Genomic DNA, 17,454 nt, shown 5'->3' on the forward strand with positions numbered 1-17,454 from the left:
AAGATACATAATCCGCATACTTCTTGTTAAGTTTTTTTCGCGTTAACGCACGGTATCAGAGCATCAGTCTGGTCGTATTTTTCCTGCTGCTCCGGCTTCCATTTTTCCTGGGGGGTGCGCCGCTGCTTATCCCGGAACTGAGCTGGATGCTGGTAGGCGAGCAAATGGGCCGTGGATTTATGCTCTACCGGGACGTGTGGGACAATGTAAGCCCTTTTTCGGGCCTTACTTACTGGCTTATCGACACGCTTTTCGGCCGCACGCAATGGGTTTATCAGCTCGCCGCGATCACGGTTTCAGTCGTGCAGATCCTTTATTTCAACTACGTTATACATTCCCGGGAAGTTTTCCCCGAACGCACGTTCCTTCCAGGTGCTTTATACGCATTGTTCCTGAACATTTCCTTTGATATGGGCACGCTTTCGCCCATGCTGATGGCTAATACATTCCTGCTTTTATCCTTCGGTGCCATTGTTAAGATCCTGGTAAGAAGGGAAGTAACGACCCAGGTTTTTGAAATGGGGCTTTATATCGGGATTGCTACATTGTTTTATCTGCCGGCTTCATTGTTCATGATCTGGGCATTTTTGGCGCTGTTATTTTATACAGGTTCCACCGTGCGTCACCATTTGCTGGGGCTGTTCGGATCTTTATTCCCGTTGCTGATGGTCGTGCTGTTCTTTTATATGAACAATGGCATTGAAAGTCTTAACAGGAACCTGCTGACTTCTGTCTTTCAGGTAAAACAATATAACCTCAATGATTTTTCCTCGCTGATCGCGTCGCTGTTGCTGCCGCTGGGCTTTGGGGTGATGGGTTTTATGCGGATTTTCACCACGTTGCGCTTTGTCAATTATCAAACTCGGATTCAGCAGGTGATGGCGCTCTGGTTTATCATTGCGGTGTTCACCATTCCGCTCATGCAGTTTATGGCGCCGATGCAGTTTGTGATCTTCATCCCGCCTGCTGCGTTTTTTGCAACACATTATTTTCAGAGTTTCAGAAAAAAAAGCTGGGCCGATGAGTTTCAGTTTATCACAATGGGCGCTGTGATCCTGATGATCCAATATCAGGGATTACGCGGCATTATACCTGGAATATCCATGGGTAAGCTCGAAAATCTGCGTGCAAAACAAGCAGCGCTTCCGGAACAGATCCAGAATAAGCGCGTTCTGGTGCTGGGGCAGCATTCAGGGGAGTATATCAATAATTACACGGCCACGCCTTACCTCAACTGGGAACTCGCCAGCTATGATTTGCGCAACCTGGATAATTTTGACAGCGTGATCCACGTCTACGACAACTTCAAAAAGGATCCGCCGGACTACGTTATCGACAAAGTGAACATTATGCCGAAACTGCTTTACCGCGTTCCGGCATTAAGAAGCCAATATGAATTAAGTCCCTGGAAAGGGATTTATCAGCGTAAGATCTAGCAGGCGATCTTATCCACCCGGGTCTGGTGACGGCCACCTTCAAATTCCGTCGCCAGGAATGCGCCTACGCTTGCCAGTGCCGTTTCCAATTCGATAAATCGAACGGGTATGCAAATAATATTTGCATCGTTATGCTGGCGTGCTAATGCTGCCAATGGCAAATCCCAAACCAGCGCTGCACGGATTCCCTGATGCTTGTTGGCCGTAATGCAAACGCCCTGGCCACTGCCGCAAAGCAACACGCCTTTCTCGAACTCGCCGCTTTCAACGCCGCTAGCCACGGGATGGGCAAAATCGGCATAGTCAGCAGAATCGGCGCTGTATGTGCCGAAATCCTTCACTTCAAAACCATTCGTCGTTAACCAGTTGATAACCGGCTCCTTATATGGAAAACCCGCGTGATCCGAACCGATAGCAATTTTTCTCATTAGTTTTTTGTTAATTGTAACATTTAATGATGGTCTTACAAAGTTACGATTATCTACTTCAACAACTAAATTGAATATCCGAATATGAGTGAAGAAGCAAAGCCAACCAATGCGGAATTAATAGACGTTTCCCTGATGAACCCCGCTGTTCCCGAAGATGAAAAGCGAATCAAGGAAGCATTTGAAGACCGGAATTGGAATGAGATAAAAAGTGCAGATTCCTGGGTTGTGTTTAAAGTAATGGCCGAGTTTGTCGAAGGGTTTGACAAGCTGGCGAAAATCGGGCCTTGCGTTTCTATATTCGGGTCGGCGCGGACGCTATCCAGCAATCCGCATTACAAAACGGCCGAAGATATTGCAGCCAAGCTCGTAAGACATGGATATGGCGTAATTACGGGCGGTGGGCCCGGGATTATGGAGGCGGGTAACAAAGGTGCGCGTGAGCAAGGCGGAAAGTCGGTTGGATTAAATATTAAACTCCCTTTTGAGCAGCATAGCAACATTTATATCGATCCTGACAAGAACATTAACTTCGATTTTTTCTTTGTACGAAAAGTAATGTTTGTTAAATATTCTCAGGGATTTATTGTTATGCCTGGCGGATTTGGAACGCTCGACGAAATGTTTGAAGCGATGACGCTGATCCAGACCAAGAAGATCGGCCGCTTCCCTATCGTGCTTGTAGGAAGCAGTTACTGGACCGGTTTGCTCGACTGGATCAAGGGAACAATGCTGACCGAGGGCAACATTAATCCCGAAGACATGAAACTAATCAGTGTTGTAGACACGCCGGATGAAGCCGTGAAAGTGATCGACAACTTCTACAATAAATATATGTTGAAGCCAAACTTCTAAGCACACAAGTCGCAACATTACCAGAGCCGTATCCTAGTCAAAACGAAGATACGGCTCTATTTTTTTTATCATAGCTTCATCCACAACCCGCACTTTCCGCAAATCTTCCACATTCCTGAACGGCCCGTGCTGATTTCGGTAATTGATAATGATGGCAGTGACTTTCTTGTTTTTGAAATATGAATGCTTACCCAAGTCCTCGGCACTCACGCTATTGAGATTAATCTTTTTCACTGCGCTGCTGACCTTTCCATAACGGTGCAGCTCAGCAAGCGCCACAGAGTCCAGCCCGAAAATCTCTTCGTATTGATCCACAGAATGGAATCCGCCCAGCGCATCACGGAATTTGAGGATGCGTAACGAAAGCTTGCTTCCAATCCCGCGCAATTTCACAAGTTCGGTTGTATCCGCGGTGTTCATGTCAAATGCCGTTATGACCGTTTTCGAAGGCTTACTAAATGCTGAATAAGGTGCCTTATCGTTTCCAGTATGCTTTTTTATTCCGGCAGTGTTGTTTTCAAATGTTGGCTGAGCCGTAAAAACAATGTGCTTTTCGAGCTTATGGAACAGTTCTGACTGAAAATCGTAGATATTAAGCAGGTCGTTTTTCTTTCGGAACTTGCCTCCTTTGCTTCGAAAATTTTCAATTCTTTTAGCAAGAAATGCGGGAATGCCAAGCGTTTCCAGTTGGTCAACGGAGGCCACATTAGGATCAAAATTAGACAGCTTAGCCGGCTTCCCGGGTTTGCGTGCGAATGTTTTTTTAGGATACGGTTTAAAAGATTTGCTCTTAGCCTGGCTTGCCTTCTCCAACACAACGGCCAGACTATCGAGCATTTTCACATTAACCGGCCGCTCGTTGATGTGCAGCTCAGGCAACAGGAACCTCCGGAAAAAGAAGGGTAACCACAGCAAAAGCAGGCAGAGCACCATGAGGACCAGCGCACCCCTGGCTTCTTTTCTTGAAATACCAAAATACGATTGCAGCAGTGACGCGATTTTACGAAACATTTGTCGGGACATTAATTTCCCTTTAGACGCTGCTTTCGTTTTTGGTCACAAAAAAAACTGCGAAGATGTTTTTTACACCTTCGCAGCCCTCATTTACAATATAATTACTGATTCACAGAAACACTTCCGGCGCTGGCTGAGAGCGTAACCGGAATGCCGCCGCCATTCATTTTTCCACGTACACGGTCTTTTGCTGCTTCCCCATCAAAGTTTTTCAGGGCAATGTTCACTTTGTTTCCTTTCAGATCCAGGTCTACGCCCTTATCCATCGGCATGGTCACGCGAACGCTTCCCGCTGAGCTCGACAGATCCACATAATCGCCTAATTTAGCCATTTCCACCTCAATACTTCCCGCACTGGTGCTGGCCCGCAAGCTTCCCGATACATTAGCAAGCCTTACCGAACCGCCCGATGTGCCGGTATTCAATGTGCCTTTAATGCCATCGCCTTTTACGCTTCCGCCGCTCGTGCGTGCTTCAATGTCGCCTTCAAGGCTATTCAATGCAATGCTGCCGCCGGAGGTTTTGAGCTGGATTTTACCGGTCAATTCGGTTGCTTTAATGCTTCCTCCACTTGTATGGAGGTCGATGTCCTTTTTGCAATTCATGACATCAATGCTGCCGCCCGAAGTCCGTCCGCGGACCATACCGTCGAGGTCACTCACTTTCAGGCTTCCGCCGCTTGTCTCGAAATTCTGCTCACCGCTTAGCGACGCTATGTGGATGCTGCCGCCGCTGGTTTTTAAGTTTGTTTGTGTATTTCTTGGGGCCGAAACTTTGAAACCTATGGAAATGCTTTTTTTATCATTCCATTTTACATTGTTTTTCCGTTTTGCAGTCGCAACAACCCGGTTTCCTTCCGTCCCGATGAGAATGTCATAGTCTTCCAGGCGGTCTTCGATGTCTTCCTTGGTCAGTTCGCTCTTGCCATTCCAATTATTGGGTCTGACATACATTTCGACTTTGAATCCGCTGTTCTGGCCGCCATTTACGGTTATTGAGCCGCCGGATGTTTCTACGGCAAGTTCTTTCAGGTTTGCGCCGTTGAAATTTTTGGTAACATAGGGCTTATCGCTATCAACCTGGGCAGAAACGGCCCCTGCTGTGAAAAGCGCAAACATTATTAAAAGTAGTTTTCTGTTTCTCATGTCTAATATGATTAGGTTTTTCTGAATGATGCTGAATCTAGCTGGGAGGTTGCATCGCCGGTATGGTTTTTGAAATAATATCTTTAAATACAAAAAGACTACTATGAAAACCTTTCACATTGAAGTGGCGAATGACTCGGAAGAAGAATTGATCACTAAAATCCTCGAAAATTTACAGCAAAAAGGAATGATCCATTTCAGCGAAATTCCTGAGCATGAATCCGCCGCCAGGTCTATGCGCGCATCCGAAGACCAGGTTCACGAGATTATTGACGAAGCAGAGCTTGGCCCCTACTATTCCGAAAAGGAAGCCAAAGACATTCTTAATCTATAAGTTATGCGACCACTCCCGGTCGCATTTCACATTTTCAGAAAAGAGGCAAACCATTTGCCCGAATCCTTAACAGTGCGTTTCTGGGTCTTAAAATCCACATGCACCAGCCCAAATCGGGCTGCGTAGCCTTCTGCCCATTCAAAATTGTCCATCATTGTCCAGGCCAGGTAACCTTTCACTTTGACTCCTTCATTTTTAGCTTTCAAGATAGCAGCCAGATATTCCTGATAGAATGACTTACGCTCGGGATCATGAACATTTTCTCCCTCAACCTGATCGTGAAAAGCGGCACCGTTTTCCGAAACAATGATCTCCCGGATTCCGTCGTATGCGTCAAATTGTTTCAAAATGTGATACATTCCATCACTGCTTACTTCCCAGCCCATAGCTGTTACCGGCACATTCCTGAGTTTTGCAGGGACTTCTTTTAGCCAAACCACCGGTGCGAAATAAGAATGCTTCACCACCACACTGAAATAGTTTTGTATACCAATAAAATCGAAGTCAAATTTGAGCCTTTCGGCATCGCCGGGTTGCATGTAGCGTTTAATATTTCCTAAAAAACGGAACGCATCTGCCGGATAACCCATTCCCAATGCGGGCTCAATAAAGAGTCGGTTCATCAGTGCGTCGGCGCGTTTGGCAGCGCGTATGTCCCGGAAGCTCGCACTCGCTGGGTGTACATATGAACATGAAATGGCTGTTCCAATATAAGCATCTGCAACATTGCGCCTGATCACTTCCCCACCGATCGCCTGGCACATGGCCAAATGATGCACAACGGGCAAAAAGTTGCTGATACTTTTCCTTCCCGGCGCATGCAATCCCGTGGTGTAACCTAGTCCCGCAACAGCCATCGGCTCGTTGAGCACAATCCATTTTTTGACCCTGTCGCCAAATGCATTTGCACATATCGTGGCGTAGGACTCAAACCATTCAAGAATCCTTCGATTTTTCCACCCGCCGAGATCTTCAAGTGCTTGCGGAAGGTCCCAGTGATAGAGCGTAATCCATGGAACGATATCAAGTGACAAGCATTTGTCTATCAATTTATTATAAAATAAAATCCCGGCCTCGTTCACTTCGCCGTAACCTTTCGGCAAAATGCGTGACCAGGAAATCGAAAACCTGAATTCCTTGAAACCCAATGCATGGATCAGCTCGATATCGCTTTCGAAACGGTTATAAAAATCACAAGCTATGCGTGCATCATCCCCGTTTTTAATCTTGCCTTTTATCGTTGCAAACTTATCCCAGACGCACGGGCCACGGCCATCCACATCCACCGCCCCTTCGATCTGGTAAGCTGCCGTAGCGACTCCCCAGCTGAAATCAGCACCAAAATCCTGCTTATTGAAATGAATATCCGTCGTCACTGCTGCCTTTTTATGTGCCGGAAAGTTAGAAACATATTACAAAAGAAAAGCCCTCTACCCGATAATTACGGATGGAGGGCTCTCAAAAGATCAAGCGGCTGTTACCTCACGATCAGGATTTTGCGCGTCAGGGTTCCGTCATTGATTTTGACAAAGTATGTTCCCTGATTCAGTTTTCTAACGTCGATCGCATTAGATGCGTCAGGTAATGTGTTCAGAACCAGCACACCACGCTGATCATAGAACTTAACACTTGAAATGGCCTGGCTGCTGTTCAATACGATGCGGTCTACCGTCGGGTTTGGATACACGCTCAATTGTGCGTCACCATCAAATTTCAGGCTTTTGATCGAACTGAAAGAGAATGTGCCATCCTGATCAACCATTCTTAACCGGTAAAGGTTGGTAGCCAGAGGGTTAGTGTGAGTATAGCTGTATGGAACCAATGATTTGCTTTCGCCTTGTGCTGCTACGATATCAAGGACCGCCCATTTCTTACCGTCACCGCTGTGCTGAACTTCAAAATGATCAGAGTTCGTTTCAGAAGTTGTTGACCAGGATAATGTGGCAACAGCCCCTTCTTTTTTCACATTAAAGGCAGACAATGTTACCGGAAGCGGAGGACCTGAGAAAGTTAAGCAACCTCCGTCAACCGCCAGATAATCTTCTGATCCGGAGCCCTGAATGCGAATTACCGTTGTACCTGATGGAATCGCACCGGCAAGAATGTATTTCTGCAAGCCATAAGGATCGCTGGTCACCAATTTATCAACTTGCTGTGTCAATGTTCCCAGCACTTTATTGGAGCCATTAAGGAAGATCATTTCGATTTTCTGATCCCTGTTCTCTTTCACCGCTGCCCAAATGCTCAATGTAACAGAATTTCCAAGGGATGATTCAAAGGCGAAATCCTGATGGAACGAACCGTTACCTGCTAAGATCAGGCTTTTCGAGCCGCACACGGCAATGGTAGCATCTGCAAATACGTGTCCTACTGTTGTCCAGTTGGCCGTTCCTTCTTCAAAGCTGGCGTTAACCAATTTATTATCGTTACAAGTCTCGCATTGCGGCGTTGTTGGCGGCGTAAGGGTCATACACACCACGTCGAATTTGAAATAGTTACCTCCGGAAATTACATTGATCCGTACTTTGGTAGCTCCCACTGGTGCCGTTTCGGATAGGTTATATTGCTGTAACTTGTGCTCCTGCGTTACCTGATAGTTCATATGAACCAGGTTTTGAGGTGTTTCGGCAACTGGGATCAATTCGCCTGCGCTGTTATAAAATTCCAGTTTGAACTTGTGGTCCTGATTTGTGTCATGCGTTCCGCCATATACGCTTACATTCACTCTGGTTCCTGATGTCAGGGTTACATCCTGGTAAACAGTTGCTGCACCATCAATCAAACCGTTTTTGCTACCGCAGATGCTGTATGGATCATCCTGTCTGAAATTTCCGTTTCCGAATTTCTGCCAATCATTGGTTCCGTTTTCGAAACTTCCGTTTTTCACTGCGTTTTCAGAATCCTTGCAGCAATCAGCAGTCACCGGAGGAGGCGTGATCGACATACAGGCAACATCCACTTTGAAATATGCACCGCTGGCGTAAAATCTGAATTGAACCTTCACAGCATTTGCAGGAACAACATCCTTCTTTAATGTGAATTTTTTCAGCTTGCCATTTCCGGTAACCTGGTAGTCCATATCAACGGTTACACGCTCATTTTCTATCTCGTTGTTGTTTTTGTCATAGAAACGAAGATAGAATTTATGCGTCTGCCTCACATCGTGCGTACCACCATACACAGTCATATTGATGGCGCTTCCACCTTGCACAGGCACATTTTGATACACATATCCCGACTGATCGATCAAGCCGTTCTTACTGCCGCATTGGTTGTATGCATTGTCAAGACGGAAATTTGTACCGTCTGACTTTTGCCAGTGGTCCAATGATTCAAAATTTCCGTTTTTAAGCGCATTATCGGAATCACTGCAGCCACAATCACCTGTGGCATAGGCATTTCCGGCAAGTCCGAAGGTTAACAGGAGGGAACAAATGAGTAAAGTAAAATTTTTCATAACATAATTGATTTGTAGTTAATTGGCTGTAATAGCTAGACGTTTAAGTAAAATCTACGGTGCAAATGTATAGTTCAGATCAACTAAAAATATAACTTTTTTTATATTACACTGCACTTAAACTTATGTCTAATGGGATTTTTAAATTATTTCTAATAACCTCAGAGCAAGTATTATTACAACGACTTTTTCAATAATTCACTTCTGATCAGCGATTTACTTTTTATACATATCAACAAGTGGTTGGAAGCACATTCACTTACAGTGACGGATCCATTTATAACTATTTCAATTCTAGTCTAAATTAAACGGTATGTACTACACGTTGTCAAGAAGAGCCGATTAGAATGTGAATTAAATGTGTATAGCGGTTACAACTCCCGAGAAGCATTTTAGTGATCCCAAAAACTTAGAATCAGGAACTCATTGACTGGCTTGTAGGAGACGAACCGTTTCTACAAGAAAGGAATTGGATCGTGAGAAAAATTTCTAGTACGAGCGTTCGTAAAGGGGTCTGGAGAGAATGTGAAGCTTGTATGAGACTTGTAGCAGAAGCTAAAAATGCATTGAGAAAATTCGACAAAAAAAATTTGCGTAATTTTTTGAGTTCTACAAAATTCCCTGCCCATTTATGCCGTGTAGAATATAGTGTAACGGCTAAGACAGCAAACCGCCAATGTGCCGTTAAAAAATTGACGAAGGAGATAAACAGAAGATTATGAAGCCAGTGCACTTAGCTTATTGACCGCAGGCTCATTTAAAGACATACGCCAACGTTGCGTCGATCCACAGTAAAATGCAGAAAATTGCATATTTACTGACCACGTTCGTATTCAGGAAATTAAAAGTATAAAGCAGCGTAATGTAGAAATACTGTGAGCTTGATATTAAGCAAAGATGGGCTTGGGAGCGCAGACCTCGAAAATCTCACGCAGTTCTTGCAAAGCTTTCCGGATTCTTGACTTTACAGTCCCCAAAGGCAGGCTAAGCCGCTCTGAAACTTCTTCGTGCGTATATCCTTGGAAATAAACCATTTCAATAAGCACTTTACGCTCCGGAAGCAGGCGCTCTACGATTGAGCGAAGATCCATTGTCGCCGGAAGCGGGTTAAAAATCGTGGAGGAAATAAGATCGCCATCGCGGACAAGCTCCAGCTGGATAACGCGTTCCTTTTTCAATTCTACACGCAGTTTGTCAATGGCAGTATTACGCGCAATGTTCAGAATCCAGGTGAAAAGGGTTCCCTTCTCAGAATTGTAGTGGCCGATATTTTTCCAAATTTTCAGAAAGGTATCTTGCATCGCATCACAGGCACGTTCCTCGTCTTTCACAATCTTGACAATAATACCATATAACGCCGAAGAGTAATTATCATACAAATATTCAAAGGCACTACGATCGTTAGATTTCAGAAGGGATACAAGCGCTGCTTCTGTGTAGGTATACTTGGCATTCATGTAGATAGCTTTTTGTCTGGGTTCATGTCCGGCTATATCCGGCTCTTGTGATTTTATTAATATTGTTCCAGTTCCGTTTCCAATCAATCTGTGTAATTTACACCCAATGTGGGATCGGGACTTTACCTAACTATTCACTGCAATGACCTTAAAAGTCCTTTTCATATTTGTTTTTATGTGTATAATTCTCGCCTGTTCGTCCGAAAAGCAATCGGTGAATGATGAGGAAAAGCTGCAACAAATCGGTCGGGAATATGTGACACTGGGCCTTACCATTGGCCAGTATGACGCCGATTTTGTAGATGCATATTACGGGCCGGATTCCCTGCGACCGGCAGCGGCAAAGGACACGGCTGATTTCCCGAAAGACAGTTTGACCCTCAGGATCACAGAGCTTAAAAGTCGTGTTACTGACCTGCTAACCAATACAAAAAACGACACAATTCGCCAGCGCGCTGAGTGGTTGGGCTCACAGCTTATGGCCTTTGAACGCCGGGTAAAGATCGTTGCTGGGGAGCGTGATGCATTTGATACAGAATCCCGGGACCTGTTTGACGCCGTTGCACCGATTTACAATGAAAAACATTTTCAGGACCTGATTGCACAAATGGACAGCATTTTGCCGGGCAAGGGTGCGCTTCCGGACCGGTTTCAGAAGTTAGCTGCGAGGTTTTTGATCCCAAAAGATAAGATTCACACGGTTTTTCAGGTTGCCATTGCGGAAGCGAGGCGACGAACCCTGCAACATTACACATTACCTGCAGGCGAGAATTTCAAGCTCGAATACGTGACGGACAAGCCCTGGTCGGGATATAACTGGTATAAGGGCAATTACCAAAGCGTGATTCAGATCAATATCAGTCAGCCTATCTTTATCCAGAGGGCCATTGACCTTGCCTGCCATGAAGGCTATCCGGGGCATCACGTGTTCAATGTGCTTTTGGAAAAAAATGTTTATTACGATCAGGGTTCGCAGGAAATTTCACTGTATCCGCTGTTCAGTCCGCAGTCGCTCATTGCCGAGGGAAGTGCTAACTATGGCATTTCCATCGCATTTCCCGGCGACTCTCAGGAACAATATTGCAAACAGATTCTGATGCCTTTGGCGAATATTGACACCACCGGCGCGCATCTTTACTTCGAAGCGTTTAAAATAAGCTCTGCCCTGAATTATGCCCGGAATGAAGTTGCCAGAGGACTTATCAATAAATCCATGAATGACAAAGATGCATTGCGCTGGTTAACAGACTATTGCCTGCTGACCGAAAAGGGTGCAACGGACTATCTCAGATTCATCAAAAAATACGGAAGCTATGTGATCAACTACAATTATGGTCAGGACCTGGTCAAAAACTACATTGAGAAAACGTCCGGCCAGGACCAGGAAAAACGCTGGAAAGCATTTGAGAAGTTATTGAGTAATCCTATGAGAGCCAGTGATCTGCTGGCGGCCGACAAAAAATAAATCACAAGATTGCTTGTAAACCTTCCGGGTCATAACAACCCGAAAGGTTTTATCATGGCTAGTGACTTTCGTCTGACTCAATGCCCAGGACACTCAAACGATATGGTGTTGCTGAAACTTTGATTTTCTCAACTTTGGAAAAATCTTCGGTATTGATCCGCAGCAATTCTCCGTTTTTCGGTTGGGTAATGTATACAAACCGCGTTGTTGCTTCGAGCTGCGGCTTTTGGGTTTCATCTTTGGCAGTTGCAGGAATGACCGATCCGGTTTTCTTAACTGTATTAGTTTTTAAGTCAAAAATCTGCACTTCGCCGCTGTGCAGCAGGATCAAGAGGTTGTTCCCTGCATAATCCACTTTTGCCTGCATAATGTCTGTATTGGCAAGAATGGGCGTTACTGTATTAGCAGTGATATCAATCAGATAAGCGCCTTTCGCGGCAGTATAACCGATGAATTTTCCGGCTCCCTTCGCTTCCAGTATCGAACCAAACCATGCGTCACCAAAGTCCGCAGGATGTGCAATGAGCCTTTGTTTTCCACTTGGTTCTACAACCAAAATACCACTCGAAGAGCCAAACAAGGACACCAAACCGTTAGTGGCGTTGCCGTGAATGCCTTTCGTTGCCAGCGTTGAAGCAAAAAGCGTTTTACCGGAAGCGTCGATGATTTTCACACGCTCAGGCAATGTACCCGCTACCGAGCCGTCTTTTACGGTAATAGCATAAGTGCCGTTATCAAACTTCGTTATTGCGCCGTGGTGCGCAACATTTCCTGCATTGACAATCGTCATTTTAGCACCCGGCGTGTGGAAGTCTGCCTCTTTCGCAATGGCCAGTGTGCCGTCCCCGTCATTGAAAGTGATGACCTCATCGCTTTTGCTCTTGAAGTGCGTCGGCTTATTTCCTGTTCCGGTCAAGGCGCCGAACTTAGGGGTTCCTTTCACATCCACATGATCTCCGTGGCCTTCAAAACCAGTATCAAAAAACTGTACATAATTATTGGCACCATTAACCAAAGCACCGAAACGACCTGCCTGCGTTCCATACAAGGCCGATTTAGGAAACTGCGCTTCAAATTTTTCAACAGTCAGCTTAACGGGATCTACCAGTGAGATTTCCTTGCTGCTCTCATCATTGACCAGGATACGGATGAATTTGAATTCGCTTTGCGCGGCGGGAGTAACCGGATTTTCGTCATCCTTATCGCAGGAAGCGAGTGCGAAAACCAGTCCGATTGTGAAGAGTGTTTTGAATAAATGCTTTTTCATAAAAAAATCTTTAAATGCAACATTGATGCAAATATAGAATCATCGGATTGAATATTGCAACAATGATGCAAATAAAGATCTTAAATATTAATTGCTTAGTTCAAGATCTATGCAATTGCCTCTCTAAGCAGGTTACGGCTCTCTTTTTTCACGAAGGTAATGGGAACGAAATCATCATTGGGAGCACCTATATAGTAAACCGTCCAATCCGGATCGTGATGTGACAGCATTTCGCTAATGCAGTCAGCACGATGCGCGACGGGATTTGAGCAGTCTTCCCAATAAAAAAGCTCAACACGATAAAACAAATTTTGCTTGATGCCATTAATTGTTACTTCAACTTTAATCTCCTGCTTTCCTTGAAGCGGCGGGATTGGGATAGCGATATGGCTCATGATTGTTTAAGGTTAGAAATGCAACATAGCTGAGTCGTTTATCAATGAAATTATGGGTTACTCACTTCGTAAAGACTTCACAGGGTTTGTTAATGCCGCCTTAATGCTCTGGAAACTGATCGTCAACAGCGCTACCACCACTGAAAGCGCACCAGCCAGCGCGAAAATCCACCATTCAATGTCAATCCGATAAGCGAAGTCCTTTAACCAGGTGCTTACGGCCCACCAGGCGATGGGCGAAGCGATCAGAATGGAAGCGATAACGAGTTTTAGAAAATCCTTAGATAGCAGTGCGACGATGCCGGCCACCGAAGCGCCCATCACTTTTCGTACGCCGATCTCTTTGAACCGGCGTTCAGCCGAGTAGGAAGCAAGCCCGAACAAGCCCAGGCAGGAAACGAAAACCGCCAGTGCAGCAAGGATGCCGACAATTTCGCTAACCTGGCTATCAGCCTTATATAATGTTGCGAAATGGTCGTCGAGGAAAGAATACTTAAATTCCTGCTGCGGCACAATGTTGTTCCAAATCCCTTGAATGCCCGCAATAGCACGCTTGGCATCATTGCCTTTTATACGCACCGACATCTCTCCATAACCCCAATTCTTTTGGTTAAAAAGACAAAGCGTTTCTATCTTATGGTGCAGTGAATTGAAATTAAAATCCTTCGCTACGCCAACGATCACACCCGCGGAATCCATGCCCGAGAAGCCGAAATGCTTTCCTACCAGTGTTTGAAGCGTCAGTTTAGGCTGGTCTTTTAAAAGTTCTTTGGCCAGGGACTCGTTAACAATGTAAGCCTTTGCATTATCGCCTTCATCATCCCGGAAATTCCGGCCGGCAATGATCTTGATTTTATATAAAGACAAATAATCCGGGTCAACGACCACTTGCGAAGATGCGATCTGTTTCTCCGGCCCGTCACCATGAAAAGTCACCCCGGTCTGATGCAAGTTATTGCCCAGGCGTTGCTGCGAACCGGTTACACCCGACACAAATGAGCTGGCGAGCAACTCCTGTTTGAGGGCCTGATATTTTGGTCCCGACTTGGAATCGAGCGGAATGATTACAACTTGCTCCCTGTCAAACCCCGGGTCTTTTTGCTGCATGTAACGCAATTGCTTCACGGCGAAGCCAGTGGCAATGATGAGAAAGATGGCACTCGAAAACTGTGCGATAACGAGCAGATTCCTGAAATTCGCCTTCCCGGTCCTTAATGTGCCTTTCAAAACCGCGATAGGCTGAAACGAAGACAAGAATACTGCTGGATACAAGCCGGAAAATATGCCAATCACAATGGTTCCGAGCAGGATGCTGCCCAGCAATGAAGGATTGGTAAAAAACGCGAAGTCAAGATCGCGCTGACTAAAATTACTTACGACCGGAATCAGCAACTTCACCATCGCAACTGCCAGCACCAAAGCCATAAATGTCAGCAAAATCGATTCTCCGATAAATTGGCCGGCAAGCTGAAACCGCTGCGCCCCTATCGATTTTCTGATCCCGACCTCCTTTGCCCGGCCAGTAGAGCGGGCCGTGGACAAGTTCATAAAGTTGACGCACGCTATCACGAGCACAATGATGCCTATTACAGAAAATATATACGTGTAACTACGGTCGAATTTCTGATAATTGATATAATCGTGGGTGATATCTGTGGATTTGGCGTGGACATCGGAAAGCGGCTGCAAGAAAAGCTCATAATCGCTGGCGCCTTCTTTGCTCATGTGCCTGCCCAGGTAAGCAGGGAATTTCTTTTCTAATGCGGCTATATCTGCACCGGGAGCCAGTTCCAGATAGGTTACCAGCCAATTGCCACCCCAATTGTTCATATAATCCGGACGCGTGATGGTGCTGAACGAAAATAAGGCATCGAATTGCAGGTGCGAACTAGCCGGAACATTTTCCATGATGCCGGTTACTTTGAAGGTCAATGTATCCCCGCCATAATGGATTACCGACTTTCCGATCGGGTTTTGTTTTCCAAACAAGCTCGCAGCACTTTTTTCGGAGAGAACCACTGTATTGGGTTCTTTCAGCACGCTTTGCTTCTGACCTTCAAGCAGTTTAAAATCAAACATTTCCAGAAAATTAGCATCTACCCACAGTGCTTTGGGAAGCTCTGTCTTCTTTTCCTGATACAGCAATGGAACATTATCGAACTTACTGATGCGGACAAAATCCTTTATCTCGGGATATTCATTTTTGAGTGTGGGGCCCATCGGGAACATTGAAAGCGCCACTTTCTGAGGTGCCACCATGCCTTTGAACTTCTGGACTTCATCGAGCCGGTAAATGTTTTTGGAGTGGATTTTATCAAAACTAAACTCGTAAAAAACAAAAACCATAATGAGCATGCAAGCAGCCATCCCAATGGCGAGGCCGACAATGTTGATCCCGGAAAAAACCTTGTTTTTCCAGATATTGCGAAAAGCAATTTTCAGGTAGTTTTTAAGCATAGCAGAGATAGGGATAAGATTGTGTCAGCAACAAACTTATGCCAAAAATTAACCAGTTAGTTATCAAATCCTTACATACAAAAAGGCGAACAAAGTTGTCCGAAATCGGACAACTTTGTTCGCCTTTGAACAGCCCCTCCAATGGCCTCTTACCAGGTTCTTTTAATGCCAAAATAACCGCCCGCAGAATCGACAAACAAACTGCCGTTATCAAGTCCGAATTTTGCTGTCAGACTGGTTTTTTTCAAATGTGGAAATGCGTATTCGCCAGCTAAATAGGTGGATAACTGCCCGCGAACCGGCTTGAAATTTTCGCCCGGCATCCCGAAATTCTGGCTGTACGAGACCTTCAATGTAAGCGCAAGCATATTCCCCCAGCCTCCCTGCACGCCTGCATACCAAACATTCACCCGGTTGCTGGGAAAATAGCGTGAACTCGTCTTTTTTGACTGGTCCATATCCTTACCAGGCACAATAAACGGCGTGCCCACGGTCCGGTCGAAATAAGACCAGCCTTTGGAATATTGAGAATGGTTGAAATAATTATCCGCGCCCTGATAAGTGCTTCCGGGAATGTAAAATGTGGATCCCGACTGGTCTTTTGTAGAAAGGAATTCTAATGTTACCCGTGAAAGAGCAAAGCCTGCACTATTTTGTAATGCATTCATTTTTAGATTAATACCGTACAAACCATCCGGCACATTCTTAAAAAGCATACTCGATACATCTTCGAACGGATGCTGGTGATACACAAACAGCTGCTTGTCGCCAACCTTAGTTTCAAACGCAAAATCATAGCTTCCCAAATGATTACCTAAACGGTAACTGTCAAAAGAACCGTAACCGTTTTTGGTAAACCAGTTTTTGGAAGTGTAAGCCAGCACCACATTGGGATAGAACTTCCAGGACGATGGCAATTCGCCGTTCACTGCCAGTTCAGGATGTTTTTTGAGCTCCTCGGAATGCCCGGCCCAAAGAACATTGTGGTTTAAACCGAAATAAAATTTACTTTTTGATGTAGGCTTGCCCAGTCGCAGATACATAAACTTCTGATGGAGCCTCACGCCCTTTATATAATCCGTATCAAACCAGCCATGCGAGAAGCCGGCGTGGACAGCGAGAAAATTGCGTGTAAATTTCAAGGGAACGAAGGTGATGGTTCCGATCTGGACCTTTGGAATAGGAAGGGCATTACCCGAGCCTGCATAAAACCCGGATGATAATGTCGTATCGCCCAGTCCCATCACCTCACGCCTTCTACCCACATAAATTTCCAGCATTTTGAACCTCGCCTTCACATGCGCTTCCGGCAACAGAACCTTAAACTGATTCTGCTCATTGTAGTTGAGGACAGGATTTACAGCAAATCCCCAATCTGTTTTTTGTGGACGGTTGGAAAGGCTGTCAAAAAACACATAGTCTTTTCGAATCGTACCCTGGATTTGTCCCGCAGGGCCGGTGTTGGGCACAATGCCGAATTGGTTGGTGCGCAGCCAAAATGGGGTTTTTTCGGGCGAGGAAATGTATGCACCGGCTTCAAGCCCCGCTTTCAAACCTAAGGGCAAAGCATTTCCATTTTGCGCGTTCACCCGCAGACATTGAAATGTTAAAAGGCAGATTGCAATGTAAAAAATGGCCTTAAACCTGAGCATAACGCAATTATATGAAGGATTACCTTGCAAGATAAAGACGTTTGCACTAAAACTTTCTACCCAAAAATTATTTCAATGTTATTAAACGGCGT

General features: G+C 45.3%; 14 protein-coding genes. 4 read left to right on the plus strand and 10 right to left on the minus strand.

Annotated elements, in window-relative coordinates; genetic code table 11:
- Positions 1–23 precede the first annotated feature (23 nt).
- Positions 24–1,436, plus strand: coding sequence for a hypothetical protein (locus NFI80_RS12830; protein WP_235162831.1), 1,413 nt, complete (start codon positions 24–26; stop codon positions 1,434–1,436).
- Here the strand turns inward: NFI80_RS12830 and rpiB are convergent.
- Complete coding sequence (gene rpiB / locus NFI80_RS12835) at positions 1,433–1,864, minus strand: ribose 5-phosphate isomerase B (protein WP_082214011.1); 432 nt, start codon at positions 1,862–1,864, stop codon at positions 1,433–1,435. The genes NFI80_RS12830 and rpiB overlap by 4 nt on opposite strands.
- A gap of 84 nt (positions 1,865–1,948) precedes the next feature.
- On the opposite strand from rpiB, the gene NFI80_RS12840 reads away from it, so the two are divergent.
- Entirely contained in the window at positions 1,949–2,719 is a 771-nt protein-coding gene (locus NFI80_RS12840; RefSeq protein ID WP_026632311.1) for an LOG family protein, read from the plus strand.
- Positions 2,720–2,752: 33 nt separating this feature from the next.
- On the opposite strand, the gene NFI80_RS12845 is transcribed toward NFI80_RS12840, so the two are convergent.
- Both NFI80_RS12845 and NFI80_RS12850 read right to left on the minus strand, forming a co-directional pair.
- Positions 2,753–3,730 carry a ComEA family DNA-binding protein gene (locus NFI80_RS12845; protein WP_235162830.1) on the minus strand — a complete coding sequence of 326 codons (978 nt, stop codon included), beginning with the start codon at positions 3,728–3,730 and terminating at the stop codon, positions 2,753–2,755.
- Positions 3,731–3,834: 104 nt separating this feature from the next.
- A complete protein-coding gene (locus NFI80_RS12850) occupies positions 3,835–4,878 on the minus strand; it encodes a DUF4097 family beta strand repeat-containing protein (protein ID WP_235162829.1) in 1,044 nt (347 codons plus the stop codon).
- A 103-nt stretch (positions 4,879–4,981) separates the two neighbouring features.
- Here NFI80_RS12850 and NFI80_RS12855 point away from each other — a divergent pair, with 103 nt between their 5' ends.
- Complete coding sequence (locus NFI80_RS12855) at positions 4,982–5,212, plus strand: hypothetical protein (protein ID WP_235158213.1); 231 nt, start codon at positions 4,982–4,984, stop codon at positions 5,210–5,212.
- Positions 5,213–5,238: 26 nt separating this feature from the next.
- Here the strand turns inward: NFI80_RS12855 and NFI80_RS12860 are convergent, their stop codons facing one another.
- From NFI80_RS12860 to NFI80_RS12870, 3 genes are all read right to left on the minus strand, one after another.
- Entirely contained in the window at positions 5,239–6,588 is a 1,350-nt protein-coding gene (locus tag NFI80_RS12860; RefSeq protein WP_235162828.1) for a GH1 family beta-glucosidase, read from the minus strand.
- 101 nt (positions 6,589–6,689) lie between these two features.
- A complete protein-coding gene (locus tag NFI80_RS12865; protein ID WP_235162827.1) occupies positions 6,690–8,669 on the minus strand; it encodes a T9SS type A sorting domain-containing protein in 1,980 nt (659 codons plus the stop codon).
- Positions 8,670–9,556: 887 nt separating this feature from the next.
- On the minus strand, positions 9,557–10,126 hold the full coding sequence (locus NFI80_RS12870) for an RNA polymerase sigma factor (protein ID WP_235162826.1): 570 nt from the start codon (positions 10,124–10,126) through the stop codon (positions 9,557–9,559).
- 175 nt (positions 10,127–10,301) lie between these two features.
- Between NFI80_RS12870 and NFI80_RS12875 the strand changes: the two genes are divergently transcribed.
- Complete coding sequence (locus NFI80_RS12875; protein ID WP_235162825.1) at positions 10,302–11,591, plus strand: hypothetical protein; 1,290 nt, start codon at positions 10,302–10,304, stop codon at positions 11,589–11,591.
- A 58-nt stretch (positions 11,592–11,649) separates the two neighbouring features.
- Here the strand turns inward: NFI80_RS12875 and NFI80_RS12880 are convergent, their stop codons facing one another.
- The 4 genes from NFI80_RS12880 to NFI80_RS12895 form a co-directional block, all read right to left on the minus strand.
- Positions 11,650–12,858 carry a YncE family protein gene (locus NFI80_RS12880; protein ID WP_235162824.1) on the minus strand — a complete coding sequence of 403 codons (1,209 nt, stop codon included), beginning with the start codon at positions 12,856–12,858 and terminating at the stop codon, positions 11,650–11,652.
- 107 nt (positions 12,859–12,965) lie between these two features.
- Positions 12,966–13,253 (minus strand): hypothetical protein, encoded by a 288-nt coding sequence (locus NFI80_RS12885; protein ID WP_026632302.1) that lies wholly within the window; start codon positions 13,251–13,253, stop codon positions 12,966–12,968.
- Positions 13,254–13,310: 57 nt separating this feature from the next.
- The gene (locus NFI80_RS12890) at positions 13,311–15,710 is read right to left on the minus strand and encodes an ABC transporter permease (protein ID WP_235162823.1); all 2,400 of its coding nucleotides are present in this window, start codon (positions 15,708–15,710) and stop codon (positions 13,311–13,313) included.
- 149 nt (positions 15,711–15,859) lie between these two features.
- Complete coding sequence (locus tag NFI80_RS12895; RefSeq protein WP_235162822.1) at positions 15,860–17,362, minus strand: capsule assembly Wzi family protein; 1,503 nt, start codon at positions 17,360–17,362, stop codon at positions 15,860–15,862.
- Between the last annotated feature and the right edge of the window lie 92 nt (positions 17,363–17,454).

This window comes from Dyadobacter chenhuakuii (genome assembly GCF_023821985.2).
Lineage (GTDB): Bacteria > Bacteroidota > Bacteroidia > Cytophagales > Spirosomataceae > Dyadobacter > Dyadobacter chenhuakuii.